The 12,941-nt window shown below is 74.1% G+C and carries 11 protein-coding genes; 3 read left to right on the forward strand and 8 right to left on the reverse strand.

Annotated features, from left to right (window positions below; genetic code table 11):
* Positions 1-35: 35 nt before the first annotated feature.
* From E2B92_RS03575 to E2B92_RS03585, 3 genes are all read right to left on the reverse strand, one after another.
* Positions 36-1,685, reverse strand: a complete 1,650-nt coding sequence (locus E2B92_RS03575) for an FAD-dependent oxidoreductase (protein WP_126883332.1) — start codon at positions 1,683-1,685, stop codon at positions 36-38.
* A gap of 24 nt (positions 1,686-1,709) precedes the next feature.
* Positions 1,710-2,624, reverse strand: coding sequence for an AurF N-oxygenase family protein (locus E2B92_RS03580; RefSeq protein ID WP_126883333.1), 915 nt, complete (start codon positions 2,622-2,624; stop codon positions 1,710-1,712).
* Positions 2,625-2,795: 171 nt separating this feature from the next.
* On the reverse strand, positions 2,796-3,296 hold the full coding sequence (locus tag E2B92_RS03585; RefSeq protein ID WP_126883334.1) for a protease inhibitor I42 family protein: 501 nt from the start codon (positions 3,294-3,296) through the stop codon (positions 2,796-2,798).
* A 150-nt stretch (positions 3,297-3,446) separates the two neighbouring features.
* Here E2B92_RS03585 and E2B92_RS03590 point away from each other — a divergent pair, with 150 nt between their 5' ends.
* Complete coding sequence (locus tag E2B92_RS03590) at positions 3,447-4,166, forward strand: siderophore-interacting protein (RefSeq protein ID WP_126883335.1); 720 nt, start codon at positions 3,447-3,449, stop codon at positions 4,164-4,166.
* Positions 4,167-4,221: 55 nt separating this feature from the next.
* Here the strand turns inward: E2B92_RS03590 and E2B92_RS03595 are convergent, their stop codons facing one another.
* Genes E2B92_RS03595 through E2B92_RS03615 form a run of 5 tightly spaced genes read right to left on the reverse strand, consistent with a single transcriptional unit; the run spans position 4,222 to position 9,034 of the window.
* A complete protein-coding gene (locus E2B92_RS03595; RefSeq protein WP_126883336.1) occupies positions 4,222-4,452 on the reverse strand; it encodes a hypothetical protein in 231 nt (76 codons plus the stop codon).
* Entirely contained in the window at positions 4,449-6,029 is a 1,581-nt protein-coding gene (locus E2B92_RS03600; RefSeq protein WP_126883355.1) for an amidohydrolase, read from the reverse strand. The genes E2B92_RS03595 and E2B92_RS03600 overlap by 4 nt, the downstream gene beginning before the upstream one ends.
* A gap of 13 nt (positions 6,030-6,042) precedes the next feature.
* Positions 6,043-6,903, reverse strand: a complete 861-nt coding sequence (locus E2B92_RS03605) for an ABC transporter ATP-binding protein (protein WP_126883337.1) — start codon at positions 6,901-6,903, stop codon at positions 6,043-6,045.
* The gene (locus tag E2B92_RS03610; protein WP_126883338.1) at positions 6,900-8,030 is read right to left on the reverse strand and encodes a FecCD family ABC transporter permease; all 1,131 of its coding nucleotides are present in this window, start codon (positions 8,028-8,030) and stop codon (positions 6,900-6,902) included. Before E2B92_RS03610 ends, E2B92_RS03605 begins: the two co-directional genes overlap by 4 nt.
* Entirely contained in the window at positions 8,027-9,034 is a 1,008-nt protein-coding gene (locus tag E2B92_RS03615; protein WP_235023669.1) for a FecCD family ABC transporter permease, read from the reverse strand. Before E2B92_RS03615 ends, E2B92_RS03610 begins: the two co-directional genes overlap by 4 nt.
* A gap of 271 nt (positions 9,035-9,305) precedes the next feature.
* On the opposite strand from E2B92_RS03615, the gene E2B92_RS03620 reads away from it, so the two are divergent.
* Both E2B92_RS03620 and E2B92_RS03625 read left to right on the forward strand, forming a co-directional pair.
* Positions 9,306-11,018: an ABC transporter transmembrane domain-containing protein gene (locus tag E2B92_RS03620; RefSeq protein ID WP_126883340.1), complete on the forward strand. Its 1,713-nt coding sequence runs from the start codon at positions 9,306-9,308 to the stop codon at positions 11,016-11,018.
* Positions 11,015-12,922, forward strand: coding sequence for an ABC transporter ATP-binding protein (locus E2B92_RS03625; protein WP_200836909.1), 1,908 nt, complete (start codon positions 11,015-11,017; stop codon positions 12,920-12,922). The genes E2B92_RS03620 and E2B92_RS03625 overlap by 4 nt, the downstream gene beginning before the upstream one ends.
* Positions 12,923-12,941 lie beyond the last annotated feature (19 nt).

A 12,941-nucleotide genomic window follows, 5' to 3' on the forward strand; every position in this document is an offset into this window, starting at 1 on the left:
GCCGCCTCACGGGCGGCCCGGCGGCCGGTGACCGTTCAGCGGCCGGTCAGCCGGGGGACGCGCCGTGCCGTCGCCCGCAGTTCCTCGACCGTGGCCAGTTTGACGCGGGGGCGGCCGGCGAGGCGGCCCCTGGTCAGCTCGGCCCTGTCGATGGCGGCCAGCCCTCGGGCGTCGACGACGTCCCGCCCGCGGCGGCGCAGCAGCCGGCGGAACTCCTTGGCACCGCCGGGCGGTTCGGGCAGGCGGCCGGCGACCGCGTCGGCGAGGAGGGCGCCCACCGTCTCGGCGGCGCAGGTGCGGTTGGCCCCGATGCCCCCGGACGGGCCGCGCTTGATCCACCCGACGACGTAGGTGCCCGGCGCTCCGGCCACGCGGCCCGCCTCGTGCGGTACGGTCCCGGCCGCCTCGTCGAACGGCAGCCCCGGCACCGGCTCGCCCCGGTGGCCGACCGCGCGCAGGACCATGCCGGCCGGGATCTCCCGGTGCCCGTCCCCCTCCGTCACGCGCACGGCGCGGGCGGCGCCGGCACCGAGGACCTCGACGGGTGCGGAGTGGAAGCGGAACACGATCCGGCGCCCCGGTGCCGGTGGCCGTGACCAGTCGGTCCGCTCCCGTGGCAGGCCCCGCAGGAGCCCGGCCTTACCGCCCGGTCCGGCTCCGTCGACGGCCTCACCGGTGCGCGGGTCGTGGTCGTCGACGACCGTCTCCACGCCGTCCAGGTGGGACAGGGCCAGCAGTTCGGGCGCCGTGTACGCCGCGTCCGCCGGTCCGCGCCGCCCGAGCAGCACCACTTCACGCACCCGTGACGCGCGCAGGGCGGCCAGGGCGTGGTCCGCGATGTCGGTGGCGGCGAGCGCATCGGGGTCGGTGAGCAGGATGCGGGCGACGTCCAGGGCGACGTTGCCGTTGCCGACCACGACCACGCGCTCGCCGGACAGGCGGACCGCGTCGGGGGCGACCTCCGGGTGCGCGTTGTACCAGGAGACGAACGTGGTGGCGGAGAGGCTGCCGGGCAGGTCCTCGCCCGGTATCCCGAGCCTGCGGTCGGTGCGGGCGCCCACCGCGTAGACGACGGCGTGGTGGTGGGCGGCGAGTTCCCCGGCCGTGATGTCCCGGCCCACCTCGACGCCCAGGTGGAGCCGGACGCGGGGGTGGGAGTGGAACCGGGCGAAGGTGTCGCCGATGCGCTTGGTCGCCGGGTGGTCGGGGGCGACGCCGTACCGTACGAGGCCGCCGGCGACCGGGAGCCGGTCCAGCAGGGTCACGTGGGCGTTGGTGTGGAGCAGGAGGTCTTCGGCGGCGTACATGCCGGCGGGCCCGGTACCCACGACGGCGACCCGGATCGGCGCGAAGTCGGCCGGCAGGTCGCGCTCGAAGCGGGGTGCGCCCCAGGCGTGGAAGTTCGGTCCGTGGTCGTCCGGCGGGGGCGGCGCGTCCGCGAAGTGGGCCGCGTTGATGCCGGCGAAGTGCCGCTGCGCCTTTGGGAGTTCGTCGGCGGGGAAGACGGCGTCCACCGGGCAGGCGTCGGCGCAGGCGCCGCAGTCGATGCACGCCCGGGGATCGATGTACAGCATCTCGGTGGTGCCGAACCCCGGCTCGCCGGGGGCGGGGTGGATGCAGTTGACGGGGCACACGGAGACGCAGGTGGCGTCGCCGCAGCAGGTCTGGGTGATGGCGAAGGTCATGGCGTCGGCTCGGTCCCGCTCCGGTCAGATCAGGTGGGCGCGCTTGTAGAACACCAGGGCGGGCCGGGTGAGGAGCCCGGCCGAGGCGAGGAACTCCATGAGGCCGGAGCAGCTCGACCGCATCAGGGCCCTGTGGTGCTCGTTGGCCCGGGCCTCGCGCACGGCGCGCTCGGTGTCGAGTCCGGCGTGCCGGTAGACGTCCTTGTTCACCATGCTGGTGACGATGACGTACGACGCGATCGCGATGACCAGGGCGTGGACGCGGCGGCGCAGCGGCCCCGCCTCCTCCAGGCGCTTGCGGGTCTCGTCGCGGGCGAACTTCATGTGCCGCGACTCCTCCACGACGTGGATGTTGTTGATGGTGCGGACGAAGGGCACGACCCGGGTGTCACGCATCCAGTCGCGCTGCATGACGTCGAGCACCTCCTCGGCGACGAGGATGGCGGCGTACGCGGCCTCGCCGAAGGCGACGGTCTTGAACGCGCGGCCGAGTTCGACGGCGACCCTGTGCGGCCGGTAGGCGGGCGCTCCGAGCTTCTGGGCCCCCCGGGCGAACATGATCGAGTGGCGGCACTCGTCGGCGATCTCGGTGAGCGCCCACTGGAAGCGGGGGTCGGTGGGGTCCTTGGCGTAGATGTCGCGCAGCACCATCTGCTGGAGGATCATCTCGAACCAGATGCCGGTGCTGGCCACCGACGCCGCTTCCTGCCGGGTCAGCTCCTTGCGCTGCTCCTCGGTCATCTCGCGCCAGTACGCCGTGCCGTACAGGGTGCTCCACTCGGGGCTGGCGCCGTGGAAGTCCTTGTCGAGCGGTGTCTCCCAGTCGACCTCGGTGGCCGGGTCGTACGACAGTGTGGCCGCCGAGTCGAGCAGGCGGCGGGCGACGTCGTGTGCGGGGGGACCGGTGCGGACCTCGTGCCGGACAGTGCTGCGTGCCATGCGGGGGCTCCTCGGGTCGAGCGGGGTTTCCTCGCTCCGGTGGCTCGGTCACAGCTTGTTAGACGTGACGTAAACAAGCTGTGGGTCGGACCGTATAGCAGGAGGGCCGCCCGGGCCTACCCCTTGGTAGAAATCTCGTCAGCGAGGAGCCGGTGAAGAGCCGGTGACGGGTCAGCGAACGGTGATCTCGTAACGGAAGAACGCCGGGTCGTCGCCCGGCCGTTCCGTCGCACCGGCCGTGGGGACGGGCGAGGCGCTGGCCCTCGCCCCCGCGACACCCGCGCAGCGGGCCATCGGGCAGTGGAGCAGGGTCACCGTCGTCGTCCCCGGGGCGCGGGCGGTGAAGTCGAAGTAGGCGGTGCCGTCCCCGCCGCCGGCGATGTCCTCGTCGGTCCCCTCGATCTCCTCGCGGGTGCCCTCGTACGCGATGACGCCCGCGTCGGGCCCGGGGTCGTCCGCCAGGTACCAGTGCTCGCCCATCCAGGGCCGGGCCGGGACCTCGAGGGTGAAGGCGTCGCCCGCCTCCACGGTGATACGGCGCTCTTCGGGGCCGTATTCGGGGGGCCCGAACACGCCGGTGAGGGCGAGGCCGAGAACGAGGGCCAGGGCGGCGCAGGCGGCGACGAGCAGGCAACGGGCGCGCGTGGAGCGCGGTATCAGGCGTGTGATCATGTCGGGCGGGAACCTAGCACGGCCGCCGCCCCCGTCCGGTTCGGAGCGTGGGCCTGTGCGGTGTCCGGCCGGCGGGCCGGCCTCGTCGGCGGCCTGGACACCCTGCCGGACGCAACCTTAGGCTTCCTTACCTCAAGGAGAGGGGGGCTCGTGCGACACGGCTGGCAGGGCGTCACCCTCAAGCTGCTGGGGGGCAAGGACTTCACGTTCACCGTCCGGTCGAACGAGCAAGTCTCCGAGCACCTCCGTCGGCTGCGCTTCGGTGACGGGGGCATGCTGGGCGTCACGGGCGTCCATCCCACGATGTGGGTGCGGCTCTGGTTCGAACGGGCGGGACGCCCCCACCAGCGGGGCTACACATTGGTGGATCCGGATCCGGAAACCGGGACCTTCGCCATGGAGTTCACCCTGCACACCGGCCCGGCCGGCGACTGGGCGCGCGGGGCCCGGCCCGGCGACACGATCCACGCCACCGTGCAGGGCACGGCGTTCGCCCCGCCCGACCCGCCGCCCTCGCGGCTGCTCGTGGTCGGCGACCCCGCCTCGCGCCCCGCCATCAACTCCCTGCTGGAGTCCATGCCCTCGACACCGGCGAGGATCTGGTTCGAGACACCGGACCCGGCGCGCGAGCGGGGAATCCCGCGCCACGGCGCCCCGGACCGCGAGGTCGTCCACGTACCCCGGCGCGACGGCGGGGCGCACCTGGTCAGGACGGTGAGGTCGGAACTGCCGGAGCACCTGGGCCCCGCCTCCTACGTGTGGATCGCCTGCGACACCGTCACCACGCGGACACTGGCCGCCTTCGTCCGCAAGGAACTCGGCGTTCCCAGGGAACGGCTGCACGCGCTCGGGTACTGGCGGGCCACCTAGCCGGAACCATCCGGGGCGCCGCCCACGACGCCCGGCCTCGGCCGGAAGAGTGCCCCTAGGCGCACGGCCGGCCGGGGTACGCGGCGCTCTTCGGCACACCGGCCTCACGCATCCGGCGCAGCACCTCTTCCAGGACCTCCGGCTCGACGTCGACGGGGACGTTGTACTCCCGGTCGAAGACGACGGGGTCGCGCTCCCCCGCGTCCCAGATCACGTAACGGGGCGGGAACACCGCGGTGTCCCACAACGGCGTCAGGCGCTCCATCACGTCCGGGTACCCGCTCACAGCTTCCCGCCCTCCGTCGCCTCTCGACCGTCCACGAACGTCGCCACGACGTCGATGTCGCCGATCCTGGCGGGATCGACGCGCCGCGGGTCGTCGCCGAGCACCACCAGGTCGGCGCGCTTGCCCGGGGTGAGGCTGCCGGCGCTGTCGTCCCACCGGCAGGCGTACGCGCCGGCCACCGTGTACGCGTGCAGCGCCTGTTCCACGGTGATGCCCTCGTCCGGGCCGATCACCTGCCCCGAGGTGGAGGCGCGTTCGACCATGAACTGGATCGCGCGCAGCGGGGCGCCGTCCGCCACCGGGCGGTCGGAGCTGCCGACGAGCGTGATCCCGTGGTCCAGGAAGCCCCGGCCCCGGTACATCCACGGCGCCCGCCGCGGCCCCATCACCGTCGCGTAGTCGTCGCCGAAGTAGCGCAGGAAGCTGGGCTGGACGACGGCGCTGACACCGAGCCGGGCGAACCGCGGAAGCTGGTCGGGTCTGATCAGTCCCGCGTGCTCGATGCGGTGCCGTGCCTCCGGGCGCGGCCTGAGCTCCTGCGCCTTCTCCAGCGCGTCCAGGGCGAGGTCGGCCGCGCGGTCGCCGATGGCGTGGACGGCGAGCTGCCAGCCGGCCAGGTGCCCGTCCACGATGAGGTCCGTCAGGCTGCCGGGGTCGTCCTGGAGCTGCCCGGTGTGGGTCATGCCCTCGTACGGCTCCGTGAGCGCGGCCGTTCGGGCCATCATGCCGCCGTCGGTGTAGATCTTGAGGGCGCCGACGGACAGCCAGTCGTCGCCGAACCCGGTCCTCAGGCCCAGGTCCAGCGCGCGGGGGATGCCGTCGTCCCGGTGGGCGCCGAGCGGCCGCAGTGTGTCGCCGCCCGGCATGAGCTGGACCCTCAGCGGCAGTCGGCCCTGGTCCCGCAGCAGTTGGTAGGCGCCGAGCTCGACCGGGCTGTGGCCCAGCAGGCCGCCGCCGATGCCCGCCTCGGCACAGGCCGTGACGCCCTCGGCGAGACAGACCCGTCCCGCGTGCTCGATCGCGTCCGCGAGTTCGCTCTGCGAGTACGGCAGGCGAAGCCGCCGTACGGCCCCCATGGCGCTCTCCACGAGGAGGCCGTCGTCGTGGGGCACGTCGGCGGGGAGCAGGTCGAGCACCGCGCTGCTGACCACACAGGCGTGGCCGGAGGTGTGCATGAGGAACACCCGGCGGCCGTGGCCGGCCCGGTCCAGCTCCGCTGCGGTCAGATGGCGGCCGAGGGCCCGCTGGTCGTAGTCGCCGACGGACACCCACGAGCCGGGGTCGCCCTTGCGGGAGGCCGCGTCCTCGACGACGGCCAGGGCGTCCTCGACGCGTGTGACACCGGCGAGGCTCGGGGAGCCCGCTCTCAGGCCCGTCCACGCGAGGTGGACGTGGCTGTCGATGAATCCCGGGAGCACCGTGGCGCCCTGGAGGTCGATCACCTCACGCGCGGGGAGGGACCGCACGGCGTCGTCGAGTCCGGCGATCCGTCCCCGCCACACGCCCAGCTCCCGGGCCACGGGGTGGGCGGGGTCCATGGTGACGAAGGTGGCGTTCGTGAGCCTCTTGCACAGCATCATGGGGTCGGTCCTAGCTGGTCTCGGCCATCACGGGATCGGCGGCCGCACCGCCCTCGGGTACGTGGCGCCGGGGGGCGGCGGGCACCATCAGCGGGGTGCCGGTCTCCGGGTCGTCGATGATCCGGCAGGGCAGCCCGAACACGTCCTCGACCAGCTCGGCGGTCATGACGTCGGCGGGAGGGCCTTCGGCGGCGACCGTGCCGCCCGCCCGCAGGACGACGAGGTGCGTGGCGTAGCGGCACGCCTGGTTGAGGTCGTGCAGGACCGCCACGACCGTGTGCCCCTTGCGGGCGTGGAGGTCGGCGCAGAGGTCGAGGACCTCGACCTGGTGCGAGATGTCCAGGTAGGTGGTGGGCTCGTCCAGGAGCAGGATGGAGGTCTGCTGGGCCAGGACCATGGCGAGCCAGACGCGCTGGCGCTGGCCGCCCGAGAGGTCGTCCACGGGCCGGTCGGCGAGTTCGAGCACGCCGGTCTGCCTCATGGCTTCGGTCACCGCGTCCTCGTCCTCCGCCGACCACTGCTTCAGCAGCCGCTGGTGGGGGTAGCGGCCGCGGGCCACGAGGTCGCCGACGGTGATGCCGCCGGGCGCGTTGGAGGACTGCGGGAGCAGCCCGAGCCGGCGGGCCACTTCGCGGGACCGGTAGGAGGCGATGGACTGCCCGTCGAGGTAGACCTGGCCGGCCTTGGGCTTGAGCATCCGGGCGAGCGCCTTGAGCAGGGTGGACTTGCCGCAGGCGTTCGGCCCGAGGATCACGGTGAACGACCGGTCGGGGATGTCCACCCCCAGGGAGGTGGCCACGGTCCGCTGGTCGTAGGCGAGCGTGAGGTCCTCGGCGCGCAGTCGGTGTGCCGGGGTCTGGGGTCCAGTCATGCGCGGCTCTTTCGGGACTCGGTGATCAGCAGCCAGATGAGGTACAGCCCGCCGATGGTCCCGGTGGCCGTGCCCACGGGCAGCAGCGCGGGCGCGAAGAGGCGCTGTACGAGGAGGTCGCTCAGTGCCAGCAGCAGGGCGCCCATGAGGGCGGAGGGCACCAGGGCGGGGCCCGACGACCGGGTCAGCCCCCGGGCCAGTTGCGGCGCGGCCAGGGCGATGAACCAGATGGGGCCCGTCACCGCGGTGGCGAACGCGGCCAGCGCGACACTGATGACGAGCAGGGCCGCGCGTGTGCGGCCCACGTCGACGCCCAGTGCGGTCGCGATGCCGTCGCCCATCTCCACCATCGACAGACGGCGGGCGAGGACGAAGGCGAGCGGCAGCAGGACGAGGACCGCGAGGCCGATGGCGTTCGCGTGGACCCAGCCGCGGTTGCCCAGGCTGCCCAGCAGCCACGCCTGTGCCTCCAGCGCCTCCTGCCAGCTCGCGCGGGTGATGAGGTAGGAGTTGACGGCGAGGAGCAGGGCGCTGACGCCGATGCCGACGACGACCAGCCGGAATCCGTTGAGGCCGCGGCCGAGCAGCAGCAGGGAGACGGCCGCGGCGGTGGCCAGGCCGCCGGCCAGCGCCCCGAGCGCGATCTGCGTCATGCTTCCGTGCGCCACGACGATGACCAGCAGGGCCCCGGTGGCCGAGCCGTTGGTGAAGCCGATGATGTCCGGGCTGCCCAGCGCGTTGCCCGTCAGGCTCTGGAGGATCGCGCCGCTGACGGCCAGGGCCGCGCCGACGCACAGGGCGGTCACCAGGCGCGGCATCCGCAGGGTGTTGACGATGAAGTCCGCGGCACCTCCGCCGCTGCCGAACAGGGCGTCGAACACCTCACCGAGGGAGAGGGGGAAGTCACCCGTGGTCAGCGTGACGCCCATGACCGCCGCCAGGGCACACAGCAGCACGGCCGTCACGGCCAGCGCGCGGCCCTGGACCCGCAGGGAGATCCCGCCCGTGCGGGTGCGGACGACCCGCCCGGTGACGACCCGGACGGCCGCGGGAGCCCGGGGCGGCGTCGGACCGCCGGGTCGCCCCGGACCCGGGGCCGGGGCCCCTGCTTCTCGTACGGCACTCACAGCATGACCAGCTTTCGGCGGCGGCACAGCGCGATGAAGAGCGGGGCACCGAGGAACGCGGTGACGATGCCGACCTGGATCTCGCCGGGCGCGCCGAGGACGCGCCCGAGCACATCGGACCCGATCAGCAGGACGGGGGCGAGCAGGACCGAATAGGCGAACAGCCAGCGCTGGTCGGGGCCCACCACGAACCGGGCCACGTGCGGAACGACCAGGCCCACGAAGCCGATCGGGCCGGCCGCCGCGGTGGCCGCTCCGCACAGCAGCATGACGGCGACGGCGCCGAGCGTCCGGGTCCGGCCGACGTTCACGCCCAGGGCGCGCCCCATCTGGTCGCCCATGGCGAGGGCGTTGAGCGAGGGGGCCAGGCCGAGGGCGAGCAGCAGACCCACCACGACGAAGGGCAGGACGATGAGGACGATCTCCGTGTCACGGCCGGCCAGCGAACCGACCGTCCAGAAGCGGAACGAGTCGAAGGCGCGCGGGTGGAGCAGCAGCACCGCGGAGTTGAAGGCGTAGAGCACGGCCGTCACCGCGGCTCCGGCGACGACGAGGCGGTCGGGCGTGGCCAGGGACCGTCCGGCGGAGCCCAGGACGAAGACCAGCACCGAGGCCGCGGCCGCGCCGAGGAAGGCGAACCACAGGTAGCCCCGGGCCGAGGCGATGCCGAAGAAGCCGATGGCCACGACCACTCCCGTGGACGCGCCGAGGCTCACCCCGAGCAGGCCCGGATCGGCGAGCGGGTTGCGGGTCAGCGACTGCATCAGCGCTCCCGACAGCCCGAGGGCCATGCCGACCAGGAGCGCCAGCAGCGTTCTGGGGATGCGGTAGTCGTGGATGATGACCGAGGCCTCGGACCCGTCGGGGTTCCACAGGAGGTTCCAGGTCGAGCCGAAGGGGATGCCCCGGGTTCCCGTCCAGACGCTCAGCAGCGCGACGACCACCAGCGCCGCGAGAGTGACCACGAGCCCGAGGCCGCGCAGCGCCACGACGGACCGGCGCACCGGAGGGCCCGGCGGAGTGCCGGCCCTGCTCCCGGGTGCCGCCTGGACTTGGACCGACAACGACAACTCCCCCTGGAGGCAACCGACATGCGAGACGGCACGCAGCGAACGACACGTCCGACTTAGGTGAGGCTAACCGAACGGTCAGTGCAGGGTCAACGCACCTGCTCCACCACGGGGAATGGGCCCGGGGGAGGGCGTCCCGGAGGTCCGCTCCGACGCTGCTTAAGCTAGCCTTACCTAATCAATCGACCGGCTTCGGAGGTACCGCATGGCCGTGGGGGGACCGACCGAGGACAGGCCCACCGGGGCCCGCGTCCTCAGGGGGACGATCAGGAGACATCGCCGTCCCATCATCGCGGCCTCGTTCCTGGGCATCGCGCACCAGGGGTGCGAGGCACTGGTCCCCGTCGTGATCGGACTGGTCATCGACGAGGCGGTGGCCACGGGCTCGGCCGGTTCGCTGGTGCGGTGGCTGCTCGCCCTGGCCGCCCTGTTCCTCGTCCTGTCCACGTGCTACCGCACCGCCGCCCGGATCACCGACGGCGCGGGCGAACACGCCGCGCACGCGCTGCGCCTGCGGCTCGGCGCCCGGGTCCTCGATCCGCGCGGCGGCGCCGACGCCGGCCGGCTGCCCGGCGCCCTGACGGCCGTCGCCACCAACGACGCCACCCGCGTCGGCGCGGTCGCCGCCGCCGTTCCCTATGCGGTCTCGGCCCTGGCCGGACTGGCCGTCAGCGCGGTCCTGCTGCTCCGCGTCTCCGTCCCCCTGGGCCTTCTCGTCCTGCTCGGCGTACCGCCTCTGCTGTGGATCGGCCGCCTGATCAGCGGGCCGCTGGAGGCACGCAGCGAGGTCGAGCAGGAGCGCGCGGCGCACGCCTCGGGCGTCGCCGCCGACCTGGTCGCCGGACTGCGGGTGCTGAAGGGCATCGGGGCCGAGGACGCCGCTGTCTCCCGCTACCGGCGCACCAGCCGGGACTCCCTGGCCGCCGCGCTGCGAGCGGCCCGCAGCCGCGCCTGGCACGACGGCGCGATCCTCGCCCTCACCGGTATCTTCATCGCCGTCATCGGGCTCGCCGGCGCACACCTCGCCATGCGCGGCGACATCACCGTGGGCGAGCTGGTGGCGGCCGTGGGGCTCGCCCAGTACCTGCTGGGCCCCTTCCAACTGCTCACCTACGTCAACGGCGAGTTCGCCCTGGCCCGCGCGTCCGCCGGGCGGATCGCCGAGGTGCTCGCCTCACCGCCCGCCGTCACGTCCGGCGACACCCCGCTCCCCCGGCCGCTCGCCGGGCACGTCCGGCTGCGCGGGCTCGCCCACGGCGCCCTGCGCGGCGTCGACCTCGACATCACCGCCGGTTCGGTCGTGGGCGTCGTCGCGAAGGACCCGGCGACCGCCCACGACCTGCTGCTCTGCCTCGGCCGGGAACTCGACCCCGACGAAGGGGCCGTCGAACTCGACGGAACCGCCACCACCGAGCTGGCGGCCGAGAGCGCCCGCCGGGCGATCCTCGTCGCCCACCACGATGCCGACCTGTTCGAGGCCAGCCTCCTGGACAACGTGCGGGCCGGAACCGACGCCGGCGCACCCGGCCTCGGCCCGGCGCTGTCCGCGGCGGCCGCCGACGACGTCGCCCGGGCCCTCCCCCAGGGCACGGCGACCGTCCTCAGCGAGCGCGGCCGGTCCCTGTCCGGCGGCCAGCGCCAGCGGGTGGCGCTGGCCCGCGCCCTCGCGGCCGACCCCCCGGTGCTCGTCGTCCACGATCCGACGACGGCGGTCGACACGGTCACCGAGTCACGCATCGCCTCCCGCCTGCGGGACCTCCGCCGGGGACGTACGACGATCCTGGTCACCACGAGCCCCGCCCTGCTCGCCGCGACCGACCGGGTGGTGCTGCTCGAGGACGGCGCCGTGGCCGCCGAGGGGCGCCACGGCGACCTGGTCGCCACCCACGCGGCCTACCGCTCGGTGGTGCTCGCATGACGGACACCGAGGCGACCCGCCCCGTGAACGACACCGGCGCCAACGGCGAAGGACACACGATGAGCCCGACCACCGCGGCCGGAGACGGCCTCGCGGACCGCGCCGCCGACCGCGCGCTGCTGCCCACGGCGACCGGCGCCCGTACGTTCGCCGCCGTCCGCGCCATGCTGCGCCGGCACCGGCTGCTGACCTGCCTGGCCGTGACCGTGCTGGTCGCCGGCACGGGGATCGGCCTGCTCACCGCCCCGCTGCTCGGCCGCATCGTCGACCTGGTCGTCGCACGGCGCGGACCGGACGCGCTGACCGTACCCGCGGCGCTGCTCCTCGCGGTCGCCGTCGGCCGGGGCGTGGCGACCGCGATCGGGCACTCCCTCGTGGCCCGCCTGGGCGAGACCGTCCTCGCGGACCTGCGGGAACGGTTCGTCGGCCGGGCGCTGCGCCTGCCGCTCGACAAGGTCGAGCGGGCCGGCTCCGGCGACCTGACCTCCCGGGTGACGGGGGACGTCACCATCATCGCCAAGGCGGTGCGCCAGGCGCTGCCCGAGTTCGCCGCCGCGCTCCTCACCATCGCCCTCACCCTGGTCGGGCTCGCCGTGCTGGACTGGCGTTTCCTGCTCGCCGTGCTCCTGGCCGTGCCGGTGCACGTCCTGACGGTCCGCTGGTACATCCCGCGCGCCGCGTCCGTGTACGCGCGGCACCGCGTGGCGGGCGGGGCCCTCCAGCACCAGCTCCTCGACAGCGTCGGCGGCGTGCGCACGGTGCGCGCGTTCCGGCTGACGGCGGCCCACCAACAGGCCCTGGAGGAGCGCTCCAAGGAGGCCGTGACCCTGGCGCTGCAGGGCATACGGCTCGTCTCGGGGTTCTTCTCGCGGCTCAACGCCGGGGAGTTCGTCGGGCTGACGGCGGTTCTGGTGACGGGGTTCCTCCTCGTGGAGGGCGGCTCGGTGAGCATCGGTACGGCGACGGCGGCGGCCCTGTACTTCCACAGCCTCTTCAACCCGATCAACGCCGCGCTGTTCCTCATCGACGACGCGCAGTCGGCGGGCGCGAGCCTCGCCCGTCTCGTGGGCGTCTCGGACCTGCCGGCCGAGCCCGAGCACACGGGCGGAGCGACGCCCGCGGACGGCTCGGTGAAGGTCCGCGCGCTCAGGCACGCGTACGTGGACGGTCACCCGGTGCTGAACGGAGTCGACCTGGAGGTCCGGAGCGGCGAGCGCGTGGCGCTGGTGGGTGCGAGCGGCGCGGGCAAGACCACCCTGGCGAAGCTGGTCGCCGGCGTCCACGCACCGCGGGACGGCTCGATCGTCCTCGGCGGTGTCGAGGCCCGCGAGCTGGGCCCGGCCGGCGTACGGCGCGCGGTCACCCTCATCAGCCAGGAGGTCCACGTGTTCGCCGGTCCGCTGGCCGAGGACCTGCGGCTGGCCCGGCCGGGGGCCACGGACGAGGAGCTGCGCGCGGCCCTGGCCCGGGTGGAGGCGCTGGACTGGGTCGAGGGCCTCCCGGAGGGACTGGCCACCGTGGTGGGCGAGGGCGGCCACCGGCTGACGGTCACCCAGACCCAGCACCTGGCCCTGGCCCGTCTGGTCCTCGCGGACCCGCCGATCGCCATCCTCGACGAGGCGACCGCCGACGCCGGCAGCGCCGGTGCCCGGGTCCTGGAGCGGGCCGCGCTGCGCGCACTGGAGGGGCGTACGGGCCTGATGGTGGCCCACCGCCTTCCCCAGGCCGCCTCGGCGGACCGGGTGGTGGTCATGGATCAGGGCCGGGTGGTGGAGACCGGCACGCACGACGAACTCGTGGCGGCCGGCGGCCGCTATGCCTCCCTCTGGGCGGCCTGGTCCGACAGCCGCCCCGCGCCCGCGACCGTCCCGGCCCCGCGCGCGGCCGTGGAGGACTCCGCGTAGCGCGGACGCCTCCCGCCGC

Origin of the sequence: Streptomyces sp. WAC05374, from assembly GCF_004353505.1 — a bacterium.
Classification (GTDB): domain Bacteria; phylum Actinomycetota; class Actinomycetes; order Streptomycetales; family Streptomycetaceae; genus Streptomyces.